The organism is Sorangium sp. So ce1014, from assembly GCF_051521505.1.
Classification (GTDB): Bacteria; Myxococcota_A; Polyangia; order Polyangiales; family Polyangiaceae; genus Sorangium.
The window spans coordinates 2,094,459-2,118,520 of record NZ_CP150356.1 but is presented as its reverse complement, the minus strand read 5'-3'; the positions used below and the strand labels follow the sequence as shown (position 1 = coordinate 2,118,520).

Below are 24,062 nucleotides of genomic sequence, written 5' to 3'. Positions count from 1 at the left end.
AGGTCATGCCGAGCTGCCCCGCCGCCCGAAGAGCGAAGAGGCCCTGTTCGTCGCGCGCGGCGGGGACGGACGGATATCCGATCTCCACACCGGCGGGACCGCCGGCGCCGGAGGAGGACGATGAAACGCGCGGGCCGGCTCGACCTGAACCGTCAGCCTCTTTCGAGCCCGGAGGTGCTAGCTTGAAACGTCGTAGTTGAGATTCTGGCCGAGCCAGCGCTCGACCTCCGCGACGGTCATGCCCTTGCGCACGTGGTAGTCGACCACCTGGTCGCGGTCGATCTTTCCCAGGCTGAAGTACCGGGCCTGCGGGTGCGCGAAATACAGGCCGCTCACGCTGGAGCCGGGCCACATCGCGAACGACTCGGTGATCTGGATGCCGGTGTTCTTCTCGACGTCGAGCAGCCGCCAGAGCGTGCCCTTCTCGGTGTGATCCGGGCACGCAGGGTACCCCGCCGCGGGCCGGATGCCGCGGTATTTCTCCTCGATGAGCTCGCTCTTGGTCAGGTCCTCCTGCCGGCCATAGCCCCACTCGTCGCGCACCCGCTTGTGAAGGCACTCGGCGAACGCCTCGGCCAGGCGATCCGCGATCGCCTCGGCCATGATGGCGTTGTAGTCGTCGTAGCTCGCCCTGAACCGTTCGCACAGCGCCTTCAGGCCGATCCCGGAGGTCACCGCGAAGCCGGCGATGTGGTCCGGGAGGCCGGTCTCCCTGGGCGCGATGAAATCCACGAGCGACCGGTTCGGCTCGCCGTTCTCCTTCGCCGTCTGCTGGCGCAGGAAGTGGAGCCGATCGAGCACCGCCTTGCGCGTCCCGTCCGCGTACACCTCCACGTCGTCGCCCACGGCGCTCGCGGCGAAGAAGCCATACACGCCGCGCGCCGTCAGCAGCTTCTCCTCGATGATCCTGTCGAGCAGCGCGTTCGCCTCGGAGAAGAGCTGGCGCGCTTGCTCGCCGTATTTGGCGTGCTCCAGGATCCGCGGATAGACGCCCTTCAGCTCCCACGTGTGGAAGAACGGCGTCCAGTCGATGTACTCGCGCAAGGTGGCGAGCGGGAAGTCCTCGAGCACGCGCACGCCGGTGAACTCGGGCACCGGCAGGTCCTCGGCGCGCCACTCGATCCGCGTCCGGTTCGCGCGCGCGGCCTCGATGGGGACGAGCTTGTGCTTCGGCGCCCTGTGAATCTGCCGGAGCCTCTCGTACTCGGCGCGGTGCTGGGCGACGAACGCCGGCTTGCCCTCCTCGCTCAGGAGGCTCGTCGTGACGGGCACGGCGCGGCTCGCGTCGACCACATGCACGACCGGCTCGCTGTAATGCGGGGCCACCTTCACGGCGGTGTGCGCCTTGCTGGTCGTCGCCCCGCCGATCAAGAGCGGCAGCTTGAAGTTCTGCCGCTCCATCTCGCGGGCGACGTGGATCATCTCGTCGAGCGACGGCGTGATCAGCCCGCTCAGGCCGATCAGATCCGCCTTCTCCTGCCGGGCGCGCTCGAGGATCTTCTCGCACGGGACCATGACGCCCATGTCGATCACCTCGTAATTGTTACAAGCGAGCACGACGCCCACGATGTTCTTGCCGATGTCGTGGACATCGCCCTTCACCGTGGCGAGGACGATCTTTCCCTGCGCCTTCACGTCCTGTCCAGCGGCGGCCATCGCCGCCTTCTCCGCCTCCATGAACGGCGTGAGGTACGCGACGGCCTTCTTCATCACGCGCGCCGATTTCACCACCTGCGGCAGGAACATCTTGCCGGCGCCGAAGAGATCTCCGACGACGCCCATTCCATCCATCAGCGGGCCCTCGATCACGGAGAGCGGGCGGCCGAGCTTGGCGCGCGCGTCCTCGGTGTCGACATCGATGTACGTGTCGATGCCCTTGACCAGCGCGTACGACAGCCGCTCCTCGACGGTGCCTTTGCGCCACTCCTCTTCTTTCTTCTCGGTCGCGGCGGCGCCGGCGCTCCTGGCCTTCAGCGCTTCGCCGAAATCGACAAGCCGCTCCGTGGCGTCCGGGCGCCGGTTGAGCAGGACGTCCTCGACGAGCTCGCGGAGCTCCGGGTCGATCTCCTCGTACACCTCGAGCATGCCCGCGTTGACGATGCCCATGTCCATGCCGGCCTGGATGGCATGGTAGAGGAACGCCGAGTGCATGGCCTCGCGCACCCGGTTGTTGCCGCGAAAGCTGAACGAGATGTTCGACACGCCGCCGCTGACCTTGGCGTGCGGCAGGTTCCCCTTGATCCAGCGGGTGGCCTCGATGAAGTCGACGGCGTAGTTGTTGTGCTCCTCCATGCCGGTGGCGACCGTGAGGATGTTCGGATCGAAGATGATGTCCTCGGGCGGAAACCCCACCTCGTCGACGAGGATGTCATACGCGCGCTTGCAGATCCGGATCTTGTCCTCGTAGGTGGCGGCCTGCCCCTGCTCGTCGAAGGCCATGACCACGACGGCGGCGCCGTACTTGAGGACGGTCCTCGCGTTCTCGCGGAACTTCGCCTCACCCTCCTTGAGGGAGATGGAGTTCACGATGCCCTTGCCTTGCATGCACCTGAGGCCTGCCTCGATGACCTCCCATTTCGACGAGTCCACCATGAACGGGACCTTCGCCACCTCGGGCTCGCTGGCCAGGAGCAGCAAGAAGCGCGTCATCGCGGAGACGCCGTCGATCATGCCCTCGTCCATGCAGATATCGATGACGTTGGCGCCGTTCTCGACCTGCTGGCGCGCCACGCTCACCGCTTCTTCGAACTTCCCTTCCTTGATGAGCTTGGCGAACTTCGGCGACCCGGAGACGTTCGTGCGCTCGCCCAGGATCATGTAAACGCCGGGCTGCTGCGTGAACGGCTGCGAGCCGGACAGGCGCAGGGGGAGCGGCGGGCCGGACGAGGGCGCGCCGCCGGGCGGGGTGTCAGGGAGGACAGCCTCGGGGGTGAGGGCGCGCGGGGGCTTGCCGGCGAGCGCCTTGGCGATGGCCGCGATGTGCTCGGGCGTATTGCCGCAGCAGCCGCCGGCGATGTTGAGGAGGCCCGCCTCCGCGAAGCCGCTGATGTGGCGCGCCATGTCCGGCGGCTCCAGATCGAAGCCCGTGGGCGAGAGCGGGTTGGGCAGGCCGGCGTTCGGGTAGCAGGAGATCGCGGCGCTGGACTTCTCCGAGAGCTCGGACAGGAACGGATACATCAGGTCCGGGCCGAGCGAGCAGTTCAGCCCGACGGCGAGCGGGTTCACGTGCTTCACCGCGGTCCAGAACGCCTCGACCGTCTGCGCCGAGATCATCGTCTCTCCGCCGCGCCCGACCGCCGCCGAGATCATCACCGGCAAGGTCTTGCCGTCCTTGTCGAACACCTCGCGAATGGCGACGAGCGCGGCCTTCGCGTTGAGCGAGTCGAAGATGGTCTCGACGAGCAGCACGTCGGAGCCGCCGGCGATCAAGGCGCGGATCTGGTGGACGTACGCCGCTTTCACCTGATCGAACGTCATGACGCGGAAACCGGCGTCGTCGGCGTCCGGGGAGTTGGACAGGGAGACGGTGAGCGGGCCGATGGCGCCCGCGACGAACCGCTGCCGCCCGTCGGCGTTCGCCACGCGATCCGCCCATTCGCGGCACTGCCGCGCGGACTGTTCGTTGATCTCCCAGGCGAGGTCGTTGAGGAACGGGTCGTCGATGATCCCCTGATAGAAGGCGGGATCTTTCCGCCCGCCGTGCTCCCGCGGGTCGTCCACGAAGAACTCGCTCTGGGTGATGCTCGTCGCGCCGAAGGTGTTCGTCTCGATGATGTCGGCGCCGGCCTCGAGGAACCGCCGGTGGATATCGCAGATCATCTCCGGCTGCGTGAGCGTGAAGAGATCGCCGTTGTTCAGCAGGTCTTTCTTCGAATCCGCGAATCGCTTGCCCCGGATGTCCGCCTCCTTCATCCCGTAGGTGCGGATGGTCGTCCCCATCGCCCCGTCGATGATGGCGATGCGGCGCTGGAGGAGCTTCTGGAGTGGATGAAGGGGAGGCGTGGGGTTGTTGGACATCATGATCAGCCTCGCTTGGCGCTCTTGGAGGGACCCGGGGTCGGCTTGTCGGCGATGGCGAGCACGACCTGAAAATGTGGCTTCTTCGCCTCGCGGCAGGCGACGTCGGACACGACGACATCGAGCCTCGCGCGGGTGAGCATGGCGCGGAGGTCGGAGGGCGAGAAGCCGGGGTGGCGCTCGCCGTAGGGCGCGGTGACCTCCCGCTGCTGGTGCGCGTCGAGCGAGAGGATCACCAGCCGTCCGCCTGGGCGGAGCACGCGGGCGCACTCTTCGAGCGCCCGCGGCGGCTGCTCGGCGTAGGTCAGCGTGTGAAACACGAGGACCGAGTCGAAGGAGGCCTTTTGGAACGGCAGATCGTGGACATCGGCCACCTGGACGCGGACGTGGGGCTGGGTCGAGAACCGCTCCTTCGCGGCCTCGATCATCCGGCTGCTCGAGTCGATGCAGGTGAGCGAGCGGCAGTAAGGTGCGAGCGAGCCGGCCGCCGCGCCGTCGCCCGAGCCGACGTCGAGGACGTCGCCGAGGCGGAGCAACGCGGCGATGCCGACCGCGAGCGACTGCCACGTGCGGCCCGGGGAGTAGTGCCTCTCCATCTCGCCGGCGAAGGACTCCGGGAGGCCGCCGCGCCGCTCGGCGTCGAGCTCGAGGAGGCGCCGCTGGTCGCCTTCCAGGGTCGGGTCGGCCGATTTCGTGGCCTCATCGAGGAGGGCCTTCGCGGTCCCGGGCAGGGTATCGACCGCGAGCGCATAGAACGACTGCGGCCCCTGGCGCCTGTCGCGGACGAACCCTGCCTCGCGGAGCCGCCCGAGGTGCGTCGAGACGCGCGACTGCGCGATGCCCGTCACGCGAACCAGATCCGTCACCCGCAGCTCGCGCTCGCGGAGGAGCACGCACAGCCGTATCCGGCTCTCGTCCCCGAGAAGGTTCAGCGTCTCGATGTACTCGGAAAGACCCATGTATCCCTGTATCTAGATGCGCGAATGTGATAGAACCCCCGACTGTCGGAGTCAAGCGCGCCGGCACCCGAGGAGCACCGAACGCTGGCCGCCGAGCGGAGCCCGGGACACGGGCAGGACGATTCCGCGGGGCCACGGCTCCGTGGCACGAATTTTCTTGTATAACGCCATGGCGTCTGTTATAACGGACGAATGCATCCTTTCCTCGTCGCCATGCGGACGCTCGGTGCCCGCCCGGGGACCCCAGGCGCGTGCTGCCGAACGAGCACCTGTCGTTCTTGCTGTAGTTAGCCGCATGCGCCGCGGCGCGAGCTGCGGCGAGGAGAACAGCGAGGCCGCGTGGCGCGTCCACGCTGCCGTTCGTCGTGACGGCCGAGCCACGCGGCTCATCACCGTCAGAGTCCGCGCTTCTCGTGGCGCGCCCGGCTGAGCTTTTGCCAGTGCGCGAACCGAGGCGTCCCTTCGGGAGGACGGCGGAACCTCGCTTTCGACGACGTTCGACTCCGGCATGCGGCGCTTCCAGCACTCCCCAAGGAGACAGGTATGAAGCGGTTCTTCGAACGTCACCGATGGATTGGTTCGGCGCTCGCGAGCGGGCCCTGGTTGTTCGCCACGCTACTCGGCCCGATCGGCTGCGAGAGCGACGACGACTCGGGCAGCGGTGGCAGCAACGGTCAGACCGGCAGCTCGAGCGGCGGGTCGGGCGGTTCCACGAGCAGCACCGGCAACGCCACGGGCGGCGCCGGCGGCGGTGGCAGCTCCGGCGAAGCTGGCGCGGCGGGCGAAGGCACCGGCGGTGCAGCGGGCTCGGGCGGCGCTGCCGGGGCCGGAGGTGCTGCGGGCTCGGGCGGCGCGGGCGGGGCCGGAGGTGCTGCGGGCTCGGGCGGTGCGGGCGGGGGCGGTGCGGGCGGGGGCGCTACGGGCGGGGGCGGTGCGGGCGCCGAGTTGCCCAACATCGTCACGATCGTGGCCGACGATCTGGGCTTCTCGGACCTCGGCGCGTTCGGCGGCGAGATCAGCACCCCGAACCTCGATACACTCGCCGCCGAAGGCCGCATCCTCACCGGGCACCGCTCCGGATCGCTGTGCGCGCCGACCCGCGCGATGCTGGTCTCCGGCACCTATAGCCACTCCGTCGGGCTGGGCCGCATGGGCGGGGGTAGTGGACCGCAAGCAGGGCAGCCCGGCTACGAGGGCCACCTGACCAGCAACGCGCTGTCCGTGGCCGAGCTCCTGAACGACGCCGGTTACCATACATACATCGCCGGCAAGTGGCACCTCGGCGACGAGGAGGATCAGAGTCCGGCGGCGCGCGGCTTCGAGAAATCGTACGTCCTGCTCGGCGGCGTGGCCACGTTCTTCAACGAGTACGCCGACCCACCGACGACCGCGCAGACTCGGCTCTATCGCGAGGACGGTGTGTACACGCAGCCGCCGCGCGGCTCCTACGCGACCGAGCTCTACACGGACAAGCTCATCCAGTACATCGAGAGCAACCGCGCCGACGGCAAGCCGTTCTTCGCGTTCGCGACGTACACCACGCCGCACTGGCCGCTTCAGGCTCCGCCCGAGTACATCGACAGGTACCGCGGCCGCTACGACGCGGGCTACGACGCCATCCGCGAGCAGCGCCTCGAGCGGCTCAAGAGCCGCGGCGTCATCCCCGAATCGTTCACGCCGAACCCCCGCTTGCCGAGCGGCGGCAGCAACCCGAAGACCTGGGAAGAGCTGGCGCCGGAGGAGAGGATCTACGAAGCGCGGCGCATGGAGATCTACGCCGCCATGGTCGAGAACCTCGACGCCAACATCGGCAGGTTGATCCAGTACCTCAAGCGGGTCGGCGAGTACGAGAACACCTTCATCTTCTTCCAGTCCGACAACGGCGCGGAAGGCGGCAATCGCGAGGGCTTCGCCGCCAGCGACCCGAGCCGCTCCGGGCCGGTGGTGAACACGCTCGAGAACCTCGGTCGACCGGGTTCGTACATCGGCGTCGGGCCCCGCTGGGCCGAGGTGAGCGCCACGCCGTTCCGGCTGTGGAAGAGCTACACGACCGAAGGCGGCATCGCCGTTCCGGCCATCGCACGGCTACCGGGACAGCACCAGGCCAAGCCGCAGTTCGACGGGACCACGCACGTGATCGATTTTCTGCCGACCGTGCTCGAGCTGGCCGGTGTGCCCGATCCGGGGAGCACCTACAAGGACAGGGCGGTCGAGCCGATCAGCGGGCACTCGATCCTGCCGGCGCTCGAAGATCGGACGACCAGCGTGCGCGCGCCCGGTGAGAGGTTGATCTGGGAGCATGGCAATCACCGCTACGTGATCCGCGACAGCTGGAAGCTGCTGTGGCTCAGCGCGCCTCATGGCCCGACGCCGCGCGCCTGGGCGCTGTACGATCTGGCCACCGACCGCGGCGAGATCAACGACGTGTCCGCCGCTCATCCGGAGGTGGCGGCCGAGCTCGCCGCCGCATGGACGCAGTACGCGACCGACCGCGGAGTCATCCTCACCGAGTAACCGCGCACCCCGCCGCGCGCGAGACCCGGGCGTCTCTGCACGACCCGAGTCTCGCGGCGGTGCTTGCCTCCGCTCCGCTCATGGCCGATTCCCGACTCGTTCGTTGGTGGCCCCTCGCCGTCCTGACCCTGGCGCTCGCCGCGGTCGTGGTCTGGCGCGCGCCCACGAGCGCATCCTCCCTCACGCCAGCCGACGCCTCCACGGCGAGCGCTCCGGGGGCGAAACCCGGGGCGGCGCACGGCGACGCCGCGGAGGCCTCGTCGGGTACCGCAAAGCGGGTGAGCCCGGCGGAGGACTCGCCAGAGCGCGCAGCGGCCGGCTTCGTCGGCAGCGACCGCTGCGCGCCGTGCCACGCCGAAGAGCACGCCGCGTGGCAGGGCTCGCAGCACGCGCGGGCCATGCAGCACGCGAGCACCGCCACCGTGCTCGGGAACTTCGGGGGGGCGCGCCTGCGTTACGCTGGGCTGGTCCACCGCTTCGATCACCAGGACGGGAAATACTGGATCACCACGGACGGCCCCGATGGCCAGCTGCACCGCTACGAGGTGTTGTACACCTTCGGCGTCGAACCGCTCCAGCAGTACCTCGTTGCCGGCCCGGGCGGACGCTTGCAGGTGCTGCCGTTTGCGTGGGACTCGCGCCCTCAAGCACGCGGTGGGCAGCGCTGGTACCACCTGCACGAGCGCGACAGCGTTCGCGCCGGCGACGTGCTGCACTGGACCGCCGCCAGCCAGAACTGGAATCACATGTGCGCCGAGTGCCACTCGACGCACGTCACGAAAGGGTACGACGCGGCCGCGGATCACTTCACCACCACCTGGTCCGAGATCAGCGTCGGGTGCGAAGGCTGCCACGGCGGCGGCGCGCGCCACCTCGACTGGACCCAGGCTCGGACGCCGGACCCCTCGAAGGGCCTCGACGTGCGCTTCGACGAGCGTCAGGGCGCCACGTGGACACGGCTGCCCAGCGGCACCGCGCAGCGCGGCAAGAGCCCCTCGAGCGGCACCGAAAGTGCCACGTGCGCGTTCTGCCACAGCCGCCGGGAGACCCTCTCGCAGCCGCTCCGGCACGGCGCCCCGCTGCTCGACAGCGTCGCGCTCGAGCTGCTGACCGCGCCCTCCTACACGCCCGACGGCGTGATGAGCGACGAAGTCTTCACCTACGGCTCGTTCCAGCAGAGCAAGATGGCGCACGCCGGCGTGACGTGCAGCGATTGCCACGAGCCGCACGCCGGCCGTCTGCGCGCCGAGGGCAACGGCCTGTGCGCGTCCTGCCACGAGCCGGCGCGCTTCGATGTCCCCGAGCATCACCACCACGCCGCGAACGGCAGCGCCACGCCCAGCGGGCCCGCCGCTCCGCGCTGCGTCGATTGCCACATGCCGGCGCGCACGTACATGGGCGTCGACGTCCGTCACGATCACGGCTTCCGGGTGCCTCGGCCGGATCTCTCGGTCCGCCTCGGGATCCCGAACACATGCACCGACTGCCACGCGCAAAAGCCCGCGAGCTGGGCCGCCGACGCCGTACGAGCCTGGCTCGGCCGCCCCGCGCAGAGCTACCAGACAACCGCCGAGGTCTTCGCTCTCGCGCGTACCGCGCCCGGCGATCCGGCCGTCGCCGCCGAGCTCCAGCGGCTCGCGACCGACCGCGAAAACCCCGCCATCGCGCGCGCCACCGCGCTCGCCTCGCTGCGCGCCGCCCCGACGGCCGCGTCGTTCGCCGTTCTCCGCTCGGCGCTCGCCGATCCCGACCCGCTGCTACGGCGCGCTGCGCTCAGCGCATTGGAGAGCCACGACCCTCGTCGCACCGCGGCCGTCGCCGCGCCGCTCCTCGCCGATCCCGTGCGCGGTGTGCGCGTCGAAGCCGCGCGCGTGCTCGCGGGCGTCGACCTCGGCGCCTTGCCCGAGCGCGCCGCGCAGGATCTGGACGGAGCGTTGCGCGAGTACATCGCCACGCAAACCCTCCACGCCGATCGAGCCGAAGCCCAGAACAACCTGGGCCTCATCTTCACCCGCACGGGCAAGCCGCGCGACGCCGAGCAGGCCTACCTCGCCGCGCTTCGCATCGAGCCCGGCTACGTCCCCACCTACGTGAACCTCGCCGACCTCTATCGCGAGCTCGGTCGCGACGCGGACGGCGTCGCGCTGCTTCGGCGCGGCATCACCCGCCTCCCCGAGCAGGCCGAGATGCTCCATTCGCTGGGCCTCGCCCTGGTCCGGCAAGGCCACCAGGACCAGGCGCTCGAGCCGCTGAAACGGGCCGCCGAGCTCGCGCCCGAGCAGGCTCGCTTCCAGACCGTCTACCAAGCCGCGCTGACCGCCTTGCGGTCATCCACCCCGGCGGCTCACGCCCAGCCTCCTCGCGGGCGGCCATGAGCGCCTGGTCGCTCGCCTGCGCGGCGTGCGGCCGCTGCTGCCGCTCCGCGCCGCACTTCAGCGCCCGCGGCGCACGACCCGCGCGATCTTGCGCGACAGCACGTCCGGCGCCACCGGATACCGCGCCACGTCGGCGGCGCCCGCCGCGACGAGCGCGTTCATCCTGTCCGAGGAGAGCCCCGCCGCGCACACGACCGCGCGCACGCCGGGCGCCGCGCGGCCGAGCGCCTCGAGCAGCGCGCACGCGGCGTCCACGTCGGCGCCGGCGTCGATCACCGCCACGCCGAGCCCCGACGCGACAAGCGCGGCGGCGTCGGGCACCTCGGCCAGGTGGATGCCCTGCGCGTCGAGCCCGATCTCGCACGCCTCGCTCAGCCCCTGGCCCGCCGGCGCGAGCCGGAGCAGCGCGACGGCGTGCTCCGGGACCGGCGCGAGCCGCGCTGTCTCGCCGTCCGGCCAGGGCTGCGCGCGCTCGCCCCGCCCCCCGAGCGGCACGTCCGCCTTGCGCTCGGGCAGCCGCCGCGCCTCCGCCTCCCGCGACATCGCCTCATCGAGCCGCGCCCGCGCCGCCGCGGCGCTCGCCGGGCGCCGCTCCGGCAGCTTCGACAGGAGGTCCAGCCGGAGCCGCTCCAGGAGCGGCGGGACCGGCGGTGCCCCGGGCGGACGGATCAGCGGCGGCGGGATCGAGAACATGTGCATCGCCATGAGCTCCACCGCAGGGAGACCGCAGAACGGCGGCGTGCCTTGCAACAGTGACGTAAGAATACAGCCACACGCGTACAGATCGGAGCTCGGGCCCACGACGAGCGAGCGGCACTGCTCGGGGCTCATGTACTCCGGCGTGCCCGCGACCATGTCGCTCGAGGTGAGCGTCGGGCCGGCGTCGAGCGGATCGTCGAGGTGCGCCAGGCCGAAATCGACGACCTTGGCGACGAGCTCGCCGTCCTGCTCCGCGAGCAGCACGTTCTCCGGCTTGAGGTCGCGGTGCACGATGCCGGACGCGTGCGCGGCGCCCACGCCCTCGAGGATGCCCGCGAAGATGGCCGCCGCCTCGGCGAGGCCCAGCAGCTCGCGCGGCGCCCGGAGCCGCGCGGCGAGCGACTGCCCCTTGAGCAGCTCCATCACGAGGTAGATCAGCTCGTCGCCGTCGTCCTCGTCGCCGCCGAGGTCGAGCACCTTGACCACGTTCCGGTGCACGAGCCTGGAGGCGGCGCGCGCCTCGCGGAGGAACCGCCGCCGGCTCTCCGGGAGCATCGCGATGTGCGGGTGCATCGTCTTCACCGCGACCGGGACGCCGAGCAGGATGTGCTCCGCCTCGTAGACCTCCCCCATCCCGCCCGCGCCGAGCAGCCGCACGAGGTTGTACTTGCCGCCAAGGACCCGCCCGACGACCGCCCGCTGCGACGGGCCCGCTTCAGGTACGTCCGAGGGGAGCGTCTCCGCGCCCGCCAGGCGGCCGGTGGTCTGGTGAGGATCGGGCGCCGGCCGGGTGCCCAGCCCCCGCCCGCCCTTCAGCACGGTGCGGCCGGCGTCCCCATCCGGCGGCCGGCGCGCGCCGTCGTCGGCGCTCACGGCGAGGCCTCGCGGAAGCCCACCGCGATCTGCGCCGTCACGGGGCCCTCGCCCGCCTCGCGCCAGGGGCTCACCCGCACCGAGAGCGCCCCGAACAGCGCGCCGCCCGCCTCGGCGCCCGCCGACAGGCCGGCGAACCCGTCGTTCGCCGCGTCGTCCCGCTGGACGAGGTGCAGATCCAGCGCGCTGTGCAGCCGGAGCCACGGCGCGGCGTCGGCCGCCACGCCCGCCAGCAGAAAGCCCTGCGCCGCCGACGGGGTCAGCTCACCGCCGCCCGCCGCGCCGCCGTCGCCGCTCGCGGCGCGGAGGCGCGCGCCGAGGTCGACAACCCACGTCAGCCGGCCCGCGGCGCCGCCGAGCGCGATCCCGGGCTCGACGCGGACAGGCGGGCTCCCGTCAGCCAGGGGCACGCCGAGGCGGAGCGTGGGGCCGAGCTCGAGCTCCGAGCGCCCGAGGCGCAAGGCGCGGTAGCGCGCGCCGATCCAGCCGGCGCTGCCCACCCCCTCGCCGTCGCCGGCGGGGTTCGATCGCAGCGAGATATCGAACCCCAGCGGTCCGACGGCGCCGCTCGCGCGCACCTGCCCCGCAGCGACCCAGCCGTCCCCGGAGCGCACCGCGGCCGCGCCGACGGCGACCACGGCGGGCGGCGTGGGCCCGAGCCAGAGCACGTCCGCCGCCACGGACACCGGCAGGAGCGGGAGGTACGCGCCCAGCACGGGCGCGGCCGGGGGCGCCGGCGACGCCCGCAGCGGCGCTCGCGCCGGCCCCGGCGCGGCGGGCAGCTCGGCGTCGCTCGTGCCGAGCACACCGCCGCGGCCGTCCGCCACGTCGATCCGGACGCGCAGCGGCTCGCCAGGGCGCATCGCCTCCCGGGGCAGCGGGATCCGCGCGACAAGCGCGCCGCCGCGCTCGCCGCCGGTCAGCGCGGCGGAGCGCACCCCGCCCGGCAGGTGGGCGAAGATCCGCGGCGCCACCCGCTGCGCGACGTCGATCCCAGCGAACCCTTCGAGCTCCACCCGCGCCTCGAGCGCCTGCCCGTCCGCCGTCGCCACGCGCGCAGCCCGGACCGCCGCGCCCACCTTCGTGTACCGGACCGGGAGCGACGTCACCGCCGCGGGCGCGGCGCTGCCCCGCTCGCGCAGCCGGAGCTCGCGCGGGGCGCGCTGGAGGAGGTCGATGCGCTCGGGGATCGGGCCGAACGGCCCGCCGTCGAGCGAGAGCTCGAGCGCGGGGGTCGGCGTGAGCTCGAGGACCCCGTACGGGCTCGCGGTGATCTCCCGCGCCGCCGGGACGACGCCGCCCGAGACCCGCGCGGCGACGAGGTGGAACGTGCGCACCGCGCCCACCCCCAGGTACTCCTCCCGATCGATGACCCGGACCCGGAGGAAATAGGCGCCGGCCGGCATCTTCTCCGCGCGGAAGGACACGACGTCGGGCTTCACCTCCTCGCGGACGATGAGGTCGTTGAGCTCCGGGTCGCGCGCGACCTCGACGCGGTAGCCGGCCGCCCCGGGCGCGGGCTGCCACGACGCCGACAGGACGCCGAGCCCCCCCGGCGCGAGCGCGACAGGCGCGGCGTCCGCGGTCGCCCACGCCGGCGGCGGCGGCAGCGGGCGCGGGCGCGCGGGCGGCGACCGGTCCGCGAACCGGGTGCCATGATCCTTCGGGACCACGACGGAGCTGCCGCCCGAGCTGACGCCCGCCTTGCCGTCGAACACAGCGACCGTCGTGCGCTCCCCGCGCCGCTGCACCACGGTGTCCCGCGACGAGGCGCTCACCCGGCCGCCCCCGCCCGTGGCGACCTCGACCGACTGGCCGCGCAGCGCGGCGAGCGCGGCCTTCACCTCGCCGTCCGCGAGCTCGACGGCCGCCGGCGGCGTCTTCGATACCCGGGTTCGGCTCGCCGTACCGTAGATGACGACGAGCGTATTGGGCGCGAGCAGCACCCGAGTCCGATCCACGAACTCGATATCTGCCCGCCCCTCATCCAGCGTGTTGACGCTCGAGTTCGTGAGGAGCGGCATCCCCGGCGTCGCGGGCGACCAGCCTTCGCCCGCCGGGCGCGCGCGCACGTCCGGGTGCATCGACCGGATCTTCGCGTCGGGGATCGACGTCACCTCGGCGGGGAGGACGAGCGTGAGCCCCTCCGCGAGCGTCGTGCCCGGGCCGCACGCGACGCGGTTATATCGCTGGATCAGCCCAACGTGCCTGGACGAGCCGTAGAGGACATCTGCGATGTGATCGCACGTCTCTCCTCCCTGCACGCCCCATTGGATGACCGCCTCTGGATATCCGGGCGTCGGCTCTGCGGCGCTCGACGCGCCGACGTGGCCAACGTGGCTGGCGCAGCCGAGGAGCACCGCGACAGCGACGGACTGGCCATTTGACGGTGCCACGCCCGCGGCACGCTACCGGATCGAGATCGGCGTTGCAAGAGACCAGGCAATGGGATACGAGCTGACCGATGGCGTATTGGTCGGCGCGCGTCATCGCGCCCCTCCTGGCCTCCCCGCTCCTCGTCGCCGCCGCCTCGGTTTCCATGCCGGCCGCGGCGCAGGAGGCCACCGCGCTCGACAGGCTCGCTCCCGCGCCCGCGGGCGACGGGTTGTCCACCGTCCCTTCTGCCGGCGTATCCGGCGAGCTCCGGCCGGCGGTCGGACTGCTACTTTCCTATTCATATCAACCGCTCAGCCTGCGCGGGACGGCGCCTGCAGGCGCTGTGACGTGGGTGGACCGGCAGGCGATCCTCCACGCGCTCGCCAGCGTCGAGCTCCTGCGCCGGGTCAAGCTCGACCTCGACGTGCCGTTCGTGCTGGACCAGGGCGGCGCGTCCGGCGCGCTCGGGGACATCCGCGTCACGGCGCCCGCCGGCGGCGCCGCCGTCGCCGATCTCCAGGTCGGCGGCAGGGTGACGCTCCTGCCCCAGGAGGGGCTCCGGCCGGCGGCGGCGCTCGGGCTCTCCGTCTGGCTGCCGACCGGCGACGCGTCGGCGTTCGCCGGCGCGGGCGCCGTGCGCTACGCGCCGCGGGTGATCGTGGGGGCGGAGCACCCGGGCTTCCTCTGGGCGGCCTCGGCGGGGGGCCGGTTCCAGCCGGCCTCGGCGGACAGCCTGACGGGCAGCGAGGTCTTCTTCACCGCGGGCGCCGGCGTCCGCAAAGGCCCGCTGCAGCTCGGCTCGGAGCTCTCCGTGTGGGCCGCCGCCGGCGAGGCGTCGGCGCTCCGGGTCCCGGGCCGCGCGGGGGCGGAGCTCCTGCTCACCGCGCGCTGGTCGCTGGGCCCGCTCACGCTGGACGCGGGCGCCGGCCCCGGCTTCGGGCGGCTGCCCGGCACGCCGAAGGCGCGCTTCTTCGCGGCGCTCGGCATCGCCGCCGACGTCCTGCCGGCGGCGTCGGCCCCCGCCGCCTCTCGGGCCCCCGCGGCCGCGCCTGCGGGGGCGGGCGGCGGCCGGGGCGCCGCGCGGGCGCCGGCTCCGGTCGCCGATCTCGACGGGGACTCGGTCCCCGACGCGGAGGACGCGTGCCCCCGGGTCATCGGCGAAGCGCGCCCGCCGGCCGCGGCCGCCGGCGCGCGGACGGCGTTCCGGCGCGGCTGCCCGCCGGACCGGGACCGAGACGGGATCTACGACGTCGACGATCGCTGCCCGGACGTGCCGGGCGTGAGCAGCGCCGCCGCGGACGGCGCCCCCGCGAGCGCGGGGTCGCGGCCCACGTCGAAGCACGGCTGCCCCGCGGACACGGACGGCGACGGCATCCCCAACGCGACGGACGCCTGCCCCTACGAGCGCGGCAAGCCGAGCGAGGACCGCGCGACGCACGGCTGCCCGTTCGCTGTGCGCATCGAGGGCTCGCAGATCGTCATCCTCCAGCAGGTCCAGTTCCCGACCGGCAGGGCCGAGATCGAGCCGGAGAGCTTCGAGCTGCTCTCCGAGGTCGCGGCGGTCCTCGAGGAGCACCCCGAGATCGCCCGGGTCGCGGTCGACGGCCACACGGACAACCAGGGCAACGCTCAGGCGAACCTGAAGCTCTCGCAGCGCCGCGCGCTCGCCGTTGTCGCGTGGCTCACGGCGCACGGCATCGACGCCCGCCGCCTCGAGGCGCGCGGCTTCGGCGCGCGCCGGCCCATCGCCGACAACCGCGCCCCCGACGGCCGGGCCAGGAACCGCCGGGTGGAGTTCCAGATCCGCAAGCGCACGGACGAGGGCGCGGCCGGCTGGAAGGACGGCCCGCTTGAGTGACCTGACGCGCGACGCGGCCGGCGCGTGGCCCTCGCCGCCACCGGCCGCGGGGGACGATGGCCGCATCACCCGGCGGCGCGCCGAGGCCTCCGCGTGAGGGCGCTCTCGCTCAAGACGAAGGCGATCACGCTGTTCGCGGGGGTCGCGCTCGTCCCCGTGGCCGTCGCCGTGACGCTCCTCGCCGACGTGAACCGGCGCGCCGTGCGGACGTCCGAGGAGAGCTTGCAGGCGGCGGTCCTCTCCGAGGTGGCCTCGGCCTCGATCCAGCACGTCCGGGACGTCGAGAGCGACGCGGTCGCGGCGGCGGCCATCTTCGGCCATGCCGCGGGCGGCGCGATCCGGGACGAGGACGCTGTCGCGTCGGTGCGCGCCCTCGTCGCGACGCGCGCCCTGATCGACGCGGTGCGGCTGGAGGTGCCCGACGCGGGGATCAGCACCGTGATCCGCAAGGCGTCGTCCGGCGCGGACGTCCCCGCGGCGCCGGCTGCGCTGCGCCGGCTCGCGGACGAGCGCGGCGTCGGCTTCGGCGTGGTCGGGCCGGCCCGCGGCCTCCTCGTGGCCCGCGTGCGGTCCTCCGGCGGCGCGGGCGCAGACCCGGCCGGCGCGCCGCCGCCTCCCCCGAGCGGCCCTGCCGGCTACGTGGTCGCGGAGGTGGCGCTCGACGCGCTCGGCCGCGATCTTGCGGCGATCGCCGAGCGCCGCTTCGGCGGCCGCGAGGTGAGCCTGCTCATCGCGGGCCACGACCGCCGGGCGATCGCGGCGTTCGGGGTGCCGGGCGCCGCGCCGGGCAGCGACGTCTCGGCCTTGCCGCTCTGGGGCAAGCTCCCGCCGGGCGCGGTGTGGACCGACAAGATCAGCGTGCTCAGCCCGCACGACGAGGGGGGCCAGCGGATGATCGGCGCCATCGAGACGCTGCCCGACCTCGGCTGGGCGGTCGCGATCTGGCGTCCGGAGCCGGTGGCCTTTGCCGCGCTCGACGAGATGCGGCGCCGCGGCCTCGCGGTCGCCGCGGGGGCGCTCTTCCTCGCGCTCGTCCTCGCGGTCTTCACCGCCCGCCATGTCACGGGCCCGATCCTCCACCTCGTCGCGCAGGCGCGGCTCATCGGCGCCCGGCGCTGGCGCGAGATCGCGCTCGGCGAGGGGCTGCGCGGGCGGCGCGACGAGATCGGCGAGCTCGCGGCCTCGCTCGGCCGCATGGCCGAGGATCTCGAGCAGGGCGAGGCGGACATCGCCCGGGAGGCGAAGCTCCGCGGCGATCTCGGCCGGTTCATGGACAGGGCCGTCGTCGACGCGATCGTGCGGGGCGAGCACCCGCTCGCGCTCGGCGGCAAGCGCGCGGCCGTGTCGGTGCTCTTCGCCGACGTTGTCGGCTTCACGCCGCTCGCCGAGTCGCGCGACCCCGAGCGCATGGTCGCGCTCCTCAACGAGCTCTTCTCGATGCTCACCGAGATCGTGTTCCGGCACGGGGGCACGGTCGACAAGTTCATCGGCGACTGCGTCATGGCCGTCTGGGGCGCCCCGCTCGCGCAGGCGGATCACGCGCGCCGCGCGCTCGCGGCGGCGGAGGACATGATGCGCTTCCTCGAGACGGCGAACGAGGAGTGGCGCGAGAAATACGACATCGAGGTCCGCCTCGCCGTCGGCGTGAACTCCGGCGAGGCGATCGTCGGCAACATCGGCTCCGACAAGCGCATGGAGTACACGGTGATCGGCGACGTGGTGAACGTGGCCTCGCGGCTCGAGGCGATCGCGGCGCCGAACCAGGTGCTTGTCTCCGAGGCGACAAGGGCCCTCGCCGGCGACGCCTTCCCCCTGCGCGCGCTGGGCGAGCGCAACCTCACGGGGCGCCAGACGACGACGGCCGTCTATGCGCTCGATCCGGACTGAAGGACCGGGCTCGATCCCCCACGATCCGCCGATCGGCAGCTCGACCGTGAGCGTCGCGCCCTGCCCCGGCGCGCGGATCCGCGTCCTCGGGTCGACCCGGGAGAAGGAGCGCTGCGGCGCGGGCGATCAGTCGTTCACCGCGTGGATGATGCCGTCGAAGAACTCGGCGCAGCCGATGCTGTCGAGCATCCGGGCCCAGCCGATGTCGTCGAACGGCTGCGGCAGGCCGTGGTTGGTCAGGAGGACGCCGATGATCTCCAGATCCGGGTCGACCCACATGAACGTGCCGGCGCCGCCCGCCTTGCCGTAGGAGCGCGGCGACAGCCGCATGCCGCCGTTCGAGAAGCGCCTCGTCCAGAGCTCCCAGCCGAGGCCCTTCGGGGTGTAGAGTAGGTTGTTGATGGGCGAGGTGTCGGTCGCCGCCGCCGTCACCTGGGGCGTGTTGTTCTTCGTCATCTTGCGGACCAGATCGGGCCGCAGGACATCGGCGCCGCCGTAGGCGCCGCCGTTCAGGATCATCTGGCAGAACACGGCGATGTCCCTCGCCGTGGAGAAGACGCCGTCGCAGCCGGTGACGCCGCCCAGCGCGAAATCCTGCTCGTCCTGCACGTCGCCGCGGACGACACAGTCGCGGATGCTCGAGTACCCCGTGGCCGCGATGCGCTCGACGAGCGCCGGGGGCGGGCAGTACATCGTGTCGTTCATGCCGAGAGGACCCCAGATGCACCCGCCCGCGACGGTATCGAGATCTTCCCCCGCGGCGGCCTCGATCATGCAACCGAGGAGGCGGTACGTGAGATCGCTGTAAAGCACCGACGTACCCGTCGGGTACTCGAGCGGTGTCTCGGCCATGAGCGACCACACGGCCTCGGCGTTCGGCTCGTCGAGGAACTGATTGTCCATCGGCAGACCGGCCGAGTAACGGAGCATGTCATGGACGGTGACGGCCCCCTTTCCGTTGGCGGCGAACTCCGGCAGGTAGCTGGCCACCGGGTCGGTCAGCCGGATCACGCCCTCCTGCACGAGCGCGAGCGCCGACGCGGCCGTCGAGAGCACCTTGGTCATCGATTGCAGGTCGAAGATCGTGTCGAGCGTCACCGGCTCGTCGGCGCCGGCGACCTTGCTGCCGAAGGCCCGGTGACCCACGATGACTCCGCGCCGCGCGATCAGCGCCGTGGCGCCCGGGAACAGGGCGTCGTTGACCCGGCGCTGGATCCGGGCGAAGACGTCCTCCAGCCGTTCGGAGCTCATGCTCACGTCCTCGGGCCGCCCCGCGGTGAGGGTCGTGCAGGTGCTGCCTCTCCACGGGCTCGAGGCGAGCGCGGGCGCCGCGGCGGCCACCGCGGCGACCTGGGTCATCCCTTGCAAGAACTGCCTGCGGTTGAACGCTCGTCGTTGTTCGGTCATGGCGCTTCCCAACCTTGCTTTCATGAGAACGAATGATTCCACGGTGGCGCCCCGGCAGGGCCCGGAGCGTATTCAACGTGGGCGTCTGACGCGAGGAATCGCAACTTGCACGCCAGCGCTGTCTGCTTTCTCTCCTTCGAGCCCGATCGCCGACAAGATCGAAGTTCTCGCTGCCTCTTCAGCCCCGCGGCTGCGCGCGTCACCTCCAATTGAGTTGGCACGGCGGGAATCGAAGCGCAATCGATTGCGGGAAGACGCAAGCAGATGCGCGCTCCCCTCGACATCCAGGACGACCCCGGACGGGCGTGGACGAATGCACGGCACGTTTCCGACCGCGCTTCGAGGCGGGGTGCCCGGACACGGACACGGCATTCGAGCGTCGCTCCTCCGGCGCTGCCGCGCCGCTCGACGGCCCGTCCGGGAGGCTCGATCGACGCGGACGGCACCTCTCGCGGTGCGCCACACGACATCTGACGGCCAGCGCGAGAGGAGACCTCCGCGCGCGCTCGGTCGAGGGCAGCCCCGCGATCTACCCGCTACCCCGTCCGCCGCGCTCATCGCCGGTTCCGATTTGTCTCGTGTCAAACAGCCCTCGCAGGTCGACTGGATCGATTGGAGAGCAACATCACCGATTCGCTGCCATAGCAAGATATCGACGGTGCTGCCCTGTCGCGAAGCCGCCGCGCGCCGCGCTGCCCTCAACTCCCTTCGCCCCTCAGGACGGGCGGGCGGCCCACCCGCGCCGAGCCCCCGGCTCCGCGCGCCAGCGGTGCGCCCGGACCGAGCCGCACCAGCGACCGCCGGCGCTCCGCTGTCGCGTCTGCATGCCCCAGCATGCAACTGCATGCTCCAGCATGCAACTGCATGCTCCAGCATGCAACAGAGCTCCCGCGGAGATACGACCGCAGAGGATTCTTTCCGCATTGCAACCGGAGCGTCGCGTCCATGCTGAAGCGCGCCGGAGCGGATGGCGGTCATCCATTGCGGGTGCTCCTCGGCGCGCTCGATCGACGCGCTGCCCGCGGGACCTCCCCGAGCGATCTCGAGTTTTCCCCACGATCCCCGGCTCCGGCTGCCGCTCACAGCGGAGGTCGAGGCGACCGCTGAGCCCGCCCATCGCGCGACAATGGCAGAAGCGCGCTACGACGAGAGAGCCCACGCGGCTCCGCGTGCGATGTTGTATCTTGTCTCAATGTCACAGCCCCGGTGAGGCACCTTTGTCGCCCGGACAACGGAGCCATTGAACTCTTCCATGGTTGTGCTGTCCTGACCTCGGCTCTGACGTTGGCACCAACCGTGTATAAGCTCCAATGCGAGGGCCGACTGGCTCTTCCAGGGGGCGAGTGAGCTCCGGGACGGCATGAGCGAACATTGATTTGCAGCGCGCAGGGCGCTTCGCAGCAGCGCGCCGCGCGGGAGGGGCTTCGTCATCGGAGCCCGCTCGATACAACATGGCTGCACCGAAACCGGCGCGAGAGCGCCGGCTGACGACCCTAGGTCGAGATCGATCGAAGCGGATGCGCCCCCGACGGGGCCGCCCGAGCGCGCGATCGATCGATGGGACTCGTGACTGGCTCATGACGAACCGGTGTTCTGCGCTCGTCCAACGTTCAAAGCAAACCACGAACCTGTTACCCGAGGATAAGCAAACATGAAGTCGATCAAGTCTCGCGTTCTGTCCAGCGTTGGCGCTGCTCTCGTTGCTCTCAGCCTGTCGACCACCGCGCTGGCGTCGTGGTCCACCCCGGCTCCCGCCGACGTGCCGGACTACACGAGCGTGACCAGCGCCGTCGGTCTCATCACCGCCCAGATCACGGACATCATCGCGCTGGTCGGCGTGAACGCCGAGGACATCAAGGTCGTATATCTCGAGGACATCCTCTCGGGCGACGATCTCGTGGACGTGAACAACACGCTGAACAACCTGCTCGTGAAGCTTCAGCTCGTCAGCCTTCAGAACTCGCTGAACGGGATCGACATCCTCAACAACGTGAAGATCGGCGACATCCTCAGCGACAACGACGTCGACCTCAAGGATGTCGTCGCCGTCAAGGTCTTCGACGACGGCAAGGTCCTCGTCTTCAGCAAGTAGGACGACGGCATCGACGGCGCGGAGCGCCGGCATCACGAGATCGAAGCCCGGGAGGCCCGCTGCCTCCCGGGCTTTGCTCGGTCAAAGTGACCGACCACCAGGTCATCTTGACCGGCCAGCGCGGCGCTCCATCCCGCGCGGCCGCCGTGAAATCCGGCGATCGCCGCCTGGCCTCCGGGGTGCTCTCGGATGCGCCCGTGGTCCGCTCGCCCGCGGCAGCCCTCGAGGGGGGCTGCCCGGCCGAGGGGCCCGGGAGGCAACTGCGATGCATCATCGGATGGACGTGCTCTCACCCGAGTTCCGAGCGAATCCGTATCCCTGCTACGCCGAGCTGCGCCGCGCGGCGCCGGTCTGCCAGGTCGAGCCCGGCGGGATGTGGGCCGTGAGCCGGTACGAGGACGTGCTCTTCGTCCTCAAGAACCCTGAGCTCTTCTCGTCGCACGGCTTCAAGGCGGCGTGGCAGCCGCCCTGGTTGGGTTACAACCCGCTCGCCAGCTCGATGCTCGCCCTCGACCCGCCGGCGCACACGCGCCTGCGCGGGCTCATCCACCGGGCGTTCGGGGCGCGCACCGTGGCCCGGCTCGCGCCGCAGGTCCGCGCCGTCGCCGAGGAGCTCGCGGGCGGCCTCGCCGGAGAGCTCGACTTCATCGACGCGTTCGCGATGCCGCTGCCGGCCTTCGTCATCGGCGAGGTGCTCGGGCTCGACCACGGGCTCCGCGGGCACTTCAAGCGATGGGCCGACGACATCCTCTCGGTCACGCCCGGGCCGGAGCCCCCCGCCCACGCCGAGCGCATCCGGACGACGATCGCGGAGCTGACGGGGTATCTGAGGGACGTCGTCGCGGCGCGCCGCCGCGCCCCGGCGGACGACACCGTGAGCGACCTGATCCGCGCCGAGGCCGACGGACAGGCGCTGACGGACACCGAGATCGTCGACTTCCTCGTCCTCCTCTTGCTGGGCGGGCTGGAGACGACAACCCACCTGCTCGGCAATGCGCTCCTCTTCCTCGCCGATCACCCGGACATGATACGACGCCTGCGCGCCGCGCCGGACCTCGTCCCGCTCTTCCTCGAGGAGGTGCTCCGGTACGATGGTCCGAGCCAGTCCGTCCCCCGGCTGACCACCCGGGAGGTCGAGCTCGCCGGGGCGACCCTGCCGCCCGGGGCGCTGGTGCTCGCGCTCGTCGCCTCGGCCAACCGGGACGAGCGGCAGTACCCCGAGCCGGACCGGTTCGATCTGCACCGCGGCTCCCACGGCGGGCTCCAGTTCGGACACGGCATTCACTTCTGCATCGGCGCGGCGCTGGCGCGCATGGAGGCCCGCGCGGCGCTCGAAGCGCTTGTCGCGCGCTTCCCCCGGGTCGAGCGCGGCCCCGGCGAGATCGTCTACAATCGCACGCTCACCGTGCGCGGCCCGGTCGCCCTGCCGCTGCGGTTCATCGCCGGGCCGGCGTGAGGCGCGCGGACGAGGGTGACTGAGGCGCGCCACCCGCTCTCGACGGTCGCGGCAAGTCGCGGCAAGTCGCGGCAAGTCGCGGCAAGTCGCGGCAAGTCGCGGCAAGAAGCCTCTCGCGCCTGCTCATCTTGACAGAGGGCGCGCTCGCGCTATCCTCGGCACACCGGTCAGGAACAGGATCCGTCATTCCACCGACCGCCGAGTCATGACGGGCCGCGCAAGCGCCAGGCGACGATAGACTCAAGGATGTCTCCGAGCCTCCCTGGCCGGGGATGATGAGGTCGCGCCATGCGAAAGGCGGAAATCGACGCTCTGGTGCGCGCGCACCGGGGCCGTGCCCGTCCCGTCGCGTTCTTTCACGTGCTTCGCCAGCCGGCGCTCGATCCGGACGATCATGCCTTCTTGTCCGAGCACATCGAGGAGCTCGGGACATCCGATCTCCTGCGCTGGAGGGCGCGGTGCGAGAGCGGCTTCAGCGGGCCGGTGATCCAGCAGCTCGCCCGGCTCGCGATCCGGGATCCCGCGCATTTCCAGCACGAGGTGCTGGGCGTGCCGCGCCTCACGCTCGACGAGGAGGAGTGGATCGAGCTCTCGGATCTCGTGCGCGGCAAGGTCCCGGCGGGGATCTACGAGCGCGTGCTCGCGCGCTGCAAGCGCGAGCCTGTGCAGTGGGCCTCGGGGTTCGTCTTCTCGCCCAGGGTCTACCGGGGGCTGCCGCCGCTCCTCGACGGCGACGAGCTCGACGGCCTCGGCGCGGAGCGCCCCGCGCTGCGCGATCTGCCGGTCGCGAAGATCCTCGCAGCGCGGCGGGCGGGGGTGCTGTCGCTCGACGACGGCGCGCTGGCCGCCCTGGCGATGGAGCGCGCGCGCGGCTCGGACGAGGACTGGAGCGTCGATATCCCCCATTTCCCCGCGGTGCTGCGGGACGCGATCCTCGAGAAGGCGCGGCGGACGCCGCGGGGGGCAGAGCGGGCGAACCTGCTCGGCTGGCTGGAGGTGCACGGCGTGGCGAGGGCCGCGCTGATGGATATCGCGCTCGGGGCGATCCGGGCGGGGGGCGACGCGTATCCCCTGCTCCCGTGGCTCGCGCGCCAGCTGACGACGCGGGCCGCCTGGGACAAGCACGGTCTGGAGACGCTCTCTGCGCTGATGTCGAGGCGCGCCTTCTCGGAGATAGGCGAGCTCGTGACGTTCGCGTGGAGCGACGCCGGCCAGGGCGGCAAGGAGGTCTCGCGCGGCTTCCTGGAGGCGATCCAGGTCGCCTTCGCGCTGGTCCTCCTCGGGATGGCGCGGGAGGCGCTCGCGGCCGGCCGAAAGGCAGGCGCGACGGCGGCGCTCTCGGCGCTCGCGTGCCTCGACCCGCCGTCGCGCGTGAGCCGCGCGGTCCACGAGCTCCGGCGGGTCCCGGGCGCGAGCGAGGATCAGGATGTCGTCGAGCTCATCACGGTGAATGAGCGCCTCGTGAAGCACAGCGACGCACGCGACGCCTCGCTGGAGGGGTTCGTGGCCGCCCTCCACGCGATCGCCGACGCGTCCTGCTGAGCGCCGC

At 71.8% G+C, this 24,062-nt stretch carries 12 protein-coding genes; 7 read left to right on the top strand and 5 right to left on the bottom strand.

Annotated features, from left to right (window positions below):
• Positions 1-177: 177 nt before the first annotated feature.
• Positions 178-4,020 carry a methionine synthase gene (gene metH / locus WME75_RS08075; RefSeq protein WP_437488084.1) on the bottom strand — a complete coding sequence of 1,281 codons (3,843 nt, stop codon included), beginning with the start codon at positions 4,018-4,020 and terminating at the stop codon, positions 178-180.
• Between the two features lie 2 nt (positions 4,021-4,022).
• Complete coding sequence (locus WME75_RS08070) at positions 4,023-4,976, bottom strand: ArsR/SmtB family transcription factor (protein WP_437488081.1); 954 nt, start codon at positions 4,974-4,976, stop codon at positions 4,023-4,025.
• Between the two features lie 543 nt (positions 4,977-5,519).
• On the opposite strand from WME75_RS08070, the gene WME75_RS08065 reads away from it, so the two are divergent.
• Both WME75_RS08065 and WME75_RS08060 read left to right on the top strand, forming a co-directional pair.
• On the top strand, positions 5,520-7,490 hold the full coding sequence (locus WME75_RS08065) for an arylsulfatase (RefSeq protein WP_437488078.1): 1,971 nt from the start codon (positions 5,520-5,522) through the stop codon (positions 7,488-7,490).
• Positions 7,491-7,570: 80 nt separating this feature from the next.
• Entirely contained in the window at positions 7,571-9,865 is a 2,295-nt protein-coding gene (locus WME75_RS08060) for a multiheme c-type cytochrome (RefSeq protein ID WP_437488075.1), read from the top strand.
• Between the two features lie 57 nt (positions 9,866-9,922).
• Here WME75_RS08060 and WME75_RS08055 read toward each other — a convergent pair whose 3' ends face one another.
• Positions 9,923-11,437 carry a serine/threonine-protein kinase gene (locus tag WME75_RS08055; protein ID WP_437488072.1) on the bottom strand — a complete coding sequence of 505 codons (1,515 nt, stop codon included), beginning with the start codon at positions 11,435-11,437 and terminating at the stop codon, positions 9,923-9,925.
• The gene (locus WME75_RS08050; RefSeq protein WP_437488069.1) at positions 11,434-13,833 is read right to left on the bottom strand and encodes a FecR domain-containing protein; all 2,400 of its coding nucleotides are present in this window, start codon (positions 13,831-13,833) and stop codon (positions 11,434-11,436) included. Before WME75_RS08050 ends, WME75_RS08055 begins: the two co-directional genes overlap by 4 nt.
• 323 nt (positions 13,834-14,156) lie before the next feature.
• On the opposite strand from WME75_RS08050, the gene WME75_RS08045 reads away from it, so the two are divergent.
• The gene (locus WME75_RS08045) at positions 14,157-15,671 is read left to right on the top strand and encodes an OmpA family protein (protein ID WP_437488066.1); all 1,515 of its coding nucleotides are present in this window, start codon (positions 14,157-14,159) and stop codon (positions 15,669-15,671) included.
• A 93-nt stretch (positions 15,672-15,764) separates the two neighbouring features.
• The gene (locus WME75_RS08040) at positions 15,765-17,558 is read left to right on the top strand and encodes an adenylate/guanylate cyclase domain-containing protein (protein WP_437488063.1); all 1,794 of its coding nucleotides are present in this window, start codon (positions 15,765-15,767) and stop codon (positions 17,556-17,558) included.
• Between the two features lie 126 nt (positions 17,559-17,684).
• On the opposite strand, the gene WME75_RS08035 is transcribed toward WME75_RS08040, so the two are convergent.
• A complete protein-coding gene (locus WME75_RS08035) occupies positions 17,685-18,965 on the bottom strand; it encodes a serine hydrolase domain-containing protein (protein WP_437488061.1) in 1,281 nt (426 codons plus the stop codon).
• 1,651 nt (positions 18,966-20,616) lie between these two features.
• Here WME75_RS08035 and WME75_RS08030 point away from each other — a divergent pair.
• The 3 genes from WME75_RS08030 to WME75_RS08020 all read left to right on the top strand — a co-directional run bounded on the left by WME75_RS08030 (position 20,617) and on the right by WME75_RS08020 (position 24,055).
• Positions 20,617-21,057 (top strand): hypothetical protein, encoded by a 441-nt coding sequence (locus tag WME75_RS08030; RefSeq protein WP_437488058.1) that lies wholly within the window; start codon positions 20,617-20,619, stop codon positions 21,055-21,057.
• A gap of 265 nt (positions 21,058-21,322) precedes the next feature.
• Complete coding sequence (locus WME75_RS08025; RefSeq protein ID WP_437488055.1) at positions 21,323-22,513, top strand: cytochrome P450; 1,191 nt, start codon at positions 21,323-21,325, stop codon at positions 22,511-22,513.
• Positions 22,514-22,801: 288 nt separating this feature from the next.
• The gene (locus WME75_RS08020; RefSeq protein WP_437488053.1) at positions 22,802-24,055 is read left to right on the top strand and encodes a hypothetical protein; all 1,254 of its coding nucleotides are present in this window, start codon (positions 22,802-22,804) and stop codon (positions 24,053-24,055) included.
• Positions 24,056-24,062 lie beyond the last annotated feature (7 nt).

Excerpts from the sequence above, each read along its gene's own strand:
- WME75_RS08020 (WP_437488053.1), top strand. The coding sequence starts at position 22,802 with ATGCGAAAGGCGGAAATCGACGCTCTGGTGCGCGCGCACCGGGGCCGT.
- metH (WP_437488084.1), bottom strand. The coding sequence starts at position 4,020 with ATGATGTCCAACAACCCCACGCCTCCCCTTCATCCACTCCAGAAGCTC.
- WME75_RS08060 (WP_437488075.1), top strand. The coding sequence starts at position 7,571 with ATGGCCGATTCCCGACTCGTTCGTTGGTGGCCCCTCGCCGTCCTGACC.
- WME75_RS08070 (WP_437488081.1), bottom strand. The coding sequence starts at position 4,976 with ATGGGTCTTTCCGAGTACATCGAGACGCTGAACCTTCTCGGGGACGAG.
- WME75_RS08030 (WP_437488058.1), top strand. The coding sequence starts at position 20,617 with ATGAAGTCGATCAAGTCTCGCGTTCTGTCCAGCGTTGGCGCTGCTCTC.
- WME75_RS08025 (WP_437488055.1), top strand. The coding sequence starts at position 21,323 with ATGCATCATCGGATGGACGTGCTCTCACCCGAGTTCCGAGCGAATCCG.
- WME75_RS08035 (WP_437488061.1), bottom strand. The coding sequence starts at position 18,965 with ATGACCGAACAACGACGAGCGTTCAACCGCAGGCAGTTCTTGCAAGGG.
- WME75_RS08065 (WP_437488078.1), top strand. The coding sequence starts at position 5,520 with ATGAAGCGGTTCTTCGAACGTCACCGATGGATTGGTTCGGCGCTCGCG.